Genomic DNA, 3,867 nt, shown 5'->3' on the forward strand with positions numbered 1-3,867 from the left:
GGCCTGGTCGGGTCTCGCAACTACGTCGAGTCGCTAGATCTGAACGCGCTGAAAGACATTGCACTGTATCTGAACTTCGACATGCTCGCGTCGCCGAACCCGGGCTACTTCACCTACGACGGCGATCAGTCGCTTCCGGCTGACAAGCGGGGCAGCCCAGTGGTGCCCGAGGGGTCCGCCGGCATCGAGCGGGAGTTGGCCGCCTACCTCAACTCGGCCGGTAAGACCCCGCAGGACACGTCGTTCGACGGCCGCTCCGACTACGACGGCTTCACCCAGGCGGGCGTCCCGGCGGGTGGGCTGTTCTCGGGCGCCGAGAACAAGAAGTCCGACGATGAGGCCAAGCTGTGGGGTGGCCTCGCGGGCCAACCGTTCGATCCGAACTATCACCAGAGCACGGACACGCTGGAACACATCGACCGCGCCGAGTTGGGTATCAACGGCGGCGGAGTCGCCTATGTGACCGGCTTTTACGCCCAAGACCTCTCCGGGCGCAACGGCGTTCCGGTTCGCGCGGACCGGACCCGCCACCCGCTGACCAAGAATTAGCGCTCCTGGACGGCGCGGCGCTAAAAATATCAGGTGGCGTCGCCATGGATTTCCCAGAATCGGGTGCTTTCCTCGGGATTGTCGGGCGCCCGGCGCATCCAGATCGCCGCGGTGAACATCACGATGATGAATCCGACGACCGCGGCCGGGATGGCCCAGATTCGACGCAGCAGCAGCGCGGATCCGCACTGGCCCGCATAATCGGCGCCGAAAGCATCGGCGGGCGAGGGAACGCTTGCGCTGAAGGCTCGGCCGCAACTGATCTGCATGCCCCATCGGTCGTACTGGCCCAGATACACCGGTAACCACAGCGACGACAGGCCGGCGACCATCAACGCGGTCCCCAGTACTGCGAGCATTACCTGGCGGTTCCTCATGGCGCTCCTCTCGAGTAGGGCCATGGTCGAAAGATGTGAATCCGGGGTGTGGTGGTCGCTGCCGGTAAGTCGTCTGCAACGTTGCGTTTTGCCCATGACCGCAGCGGCTTTACGGTCGCGCAGGTGCACGGAATGCCAATTATGTTAATTGCAATTCTGACTCTGCGGTAGGTTTTTTGGCGGGTCGCCCCAAGGCTAGGGTGAGTCGGTGACGACAGCGCGGGGCCAGGGCGCTGCCGTTGTACGTCGTCGTCCGAAAGACCGCAAGGCCCAGATCGCCCGAGCCGCCGCCACGGCGTTCAGTGCGCAGGGGTATCACGCCGTCAGCATGGAGGCGATCGCGGCCAAGGTCGGAATCTCCGCGCCGGCGCTCTACCGCCACCATGCGAGCAAGTACGAACTGTTCCGCGATGCAGTCCTAGCGCTCGGTCGGCAACTGGTCGACTGCACCGATTTCGCAGATGCCGATGACGGCCACCCCGACGAGATACTGGATCGACTGATCGACGCGGTGGTCGACGTGACTTTGGTCAACCGCGAATCGGGTGGCTTGTACCGGTGGCAAGCCCGCTATCTGCACGGCGAAGACCAGGCGGCGCTGGGCGACCAACTCCGGTTGGTCAGACGCCGAATTCAGCGCCCGCTCAAGGCAGTTCGCCCGGACTTGACTTCCCCGCAGCGGCGGATGCTCGCGGTCGGGATGCTCAGTGTGATCGGCAGCGCCGTCGATCACCGCGTTCAGTTACCCACCGACGAGATCCGTGCGCTGTTGCGCGCGGCTGCGTCGGCGGTGATCGGCGCCGACCTTCCCGCGCCGCAGGACGACCTCGGCCGGCCCGCTTCGTGGCAGATCTTCGACGCGGACGCCGGGGTGTATGAAGCGTTGCTGCAGTCGGCGATGATGTTGTTCAACGCCAAGGGATATCCCGAGACCAGCATGGCCGAGATCGCCGCTGCCGTGGGGATTCCGGTGTCGGGTATCTACCGGTATTTCCCGGGCAAATGCGACATTTTGGCGACGGGTTTACGCCGCGCGGCCGATCGGGTGTCGGGCCGACTGTCGGCAATCCTGGCCGGGCTCACCGAGCCCGGCGACATGCTCACGCTGCTGATCGAGGCCTACGTCGCAACATCGTTCGCCAACCCGGACCTGGCCGCGATCTACTACACCGAGCGGGTGAACCTGACGCAGGTGGATCAGGAATTGCTGCGCCGCGTGCAGCGCTCGACGATCGATTCCTGGATGCGGCTGCTCGCACCGGCGCGTCCCGCGCTGACCGAGACCCGGGCGCGAATTCTGGTCCACGCGGCGATGGCCCTGGTGGTCGACGTCGGCCGGCGGGTGCGCCATGAAGAGGCCGCCGACAACTCCGCCTATCCACAGGCCTGTGTGCGAAAACTGATGGAAGCTACGCTGTTTGGGAGTGACCGTGGGACTGATGGATAGCGTTGCCGCCGAAGTAGGCGAGGTAGCCGATGATTCCTACGACACCGAGACTGCGGGTCTGTCGGCTCGCGAAGCTCAGCCCGAGCACCGTCTCGATGCTGCCGTTGACGTAGAGGTGCTGGCGGGTGTTGCGCGGGAACGCCGACTTGGTGATCGGCTCGAAGATTTCCGGGCTGGTGAAGTGGGCCAAACCGGCACCGGCCAGAGCCAGACCGGAGAAGCGGGCGATGCGGTTGCTCTTGCGGGACATGCCTCTCCTCAGCTGATCGCGTAGTCGCTCAGCGGAAAATTCGACGCCTCGTCGATCGCTGTCGACGTGGACATCGGCCGCAGCAGCGAGGGTTCTCCGCCGGGATCGAAATAGTAGGACCGCGATGTGGCGCAGTTGCCCAGAAGCCACAGCGAGTCGCCCAGCAACTCGGTCATCCGGTCGAGGTAGCGGGCGTTGGCTTCCTCGGTCACCTCGAAGGTGTCGGCGCCCCGGCGTTTGAGCTCGCCGAAAAGACGGTCCATCAACCGCATCTGGTATTCCATGGTGTTGAAGAAGTTCAGGCCGAGGAAGGCGAACGGGCTGGCCAGGCTCAGGTAGTTCGGGAAGTAGGGCATCGACACGCCTTGATATGCCTGAAAACGGTTGTCGCGCCACCACTTTCCGAGGTTGCGCCCGTCGCGGCCGATCACTTCGATCGCTGGGAAATTGGCCTCCCACAAGTCGAATCCGGTGGCCAACACCAGCGTGTCGATGTGCGTCTTCGAACCATCGGCGTTCACCACCCCGTCGGCCTCGATCCGTTCGATGCCATCGGCCTGCAGGTGGACATGCGGCTTGGTGAAGCTGCGAAAGTAGGTGTTGGAGAACGTCGGGCGCTTGCATCCGAGGTCGTAGTCGGGGGTGAGCTTGCGGCGCAGCTCCTTGTCGCGGATCGCAATGAACTGGTTGATCTTGCACAGATCCATCGCAGAGATGTGAAGCCTTCGGAACATCGTGATCCGGTATCGCACCAGCCCGGTGATCAGCAACTCGTAAATGGTGTCGGTGACCGCCCGGATCACCCGCTGGGTCCAGGGAAGTCGGGCGAAGAGTCGTTTGGAGCGATCGGAGAACCGCAAGTCGACCTTCGGGGCGACCCAGATCGGGGTGCGTTGGTAGACGGTCAGATCGGCGGCCTTCTCCGCGAGCTTCGGAATGAGCTGAACCGCCGTCGCGCCGGTTCCGATGACCCCGATGCGGCGGCCCGCCGGCTCGAAGTCGTCCTGCCACTCGGTGGTGTGGATGACCTTGCCCTCGAACGTGTCGATGCCGGGAATGTCGGGGGTCTTCGGCTGCGACAGGAAGCCCGTCGCGGTGATCAGGTAGCGCGCTGAGAGCACGTCGCCGCCGGACAGTGCGACCTGCCAGCGGCGGGCCTCGTCGTCCCACCGGGCCGACTCCACGACGGTGTTGAACCGCATGTGCCGGCGCACGTCGTACTTGTCGGCCACGCGCGCGGCGTA

The 3,867-nt window shown here is 64.5% G+C and carries 5 protein-coding genes; 2 read left to right on the forward strand and 3 right to left on the reverse strand.

The features are described 5' to 3' along the window. On the forward strand, positions 1-549 hold a 549-nt coding region (locus tag AC2VOU_RS20110; RefSeq protein ID WP_486958946.1), incomplete at its 5' end, for a M28 family peptidase. A 29-nt stretch (positions 550-578) separates the two neighbouring features. Here the strand turns inward: AC2VOU_RS20110 and AC2VOU_RS20115 are convergent. Continuing rightward, complete coding sequence (locus tag AC2VOU_RS20115) at positions 579-926, reverse strand: hypothetical protein (protein WP_486958947.1); 348 nt, start codon at positions 924-926, stop codon at positions 579-581. Positions 927-1,134: 208 nt separating this feature from the next. Between AC2VOU_RS20115 and AC2VOU_RS20120 the strand changes: the two genes are divergently transcribed. Next, positions 1,135-2,373, forward strand: coding sequence for a TetR/AcrR family transcriptional regulator (locus tag AC2VOU_RS20120; protein WP_486958948.1), 1,239 nt, complete (start codon positions 1,135-1,137; stop codon positions 2,371-2,373). On the opposite strand, the gene AC2VOU_RS20125 is transcribed toward AC2VOU_RS20120, so the two are convergent. Both AC2VOU_RS20125 and AC2VOU_RS20130 read right to left on the reverse strand, forming a co-directional pair. Then, positions 2,336-2,623, reverse strand: a complete 288-nt coding sequence (locus AC2VOU_RS20125) for a hypothetical protein (protein WP_486958949.1) — start codon at positions 2,621-2,623, stop codon at positions 2,336-2,338. The genes AC2VOU_RS20120 and AC2VOU_RS20125 overlap by 38 nt on opposite strands. An 8-nt stretch (positions 2,624-2,631) precedes the next feature. Next, positions 2,632-3,867, reverse strand: a 1,236-nt coding sequence (locus AC2VOU_RS20130; RefSeq protein ID WP_486958950.1) for a flavin-containing monooxygenase, incomplete at its 5' end; no start/stop codon positions are given.

The organism is Mycobacterium sp. TH-M25 (assembly GCF_057473665.1).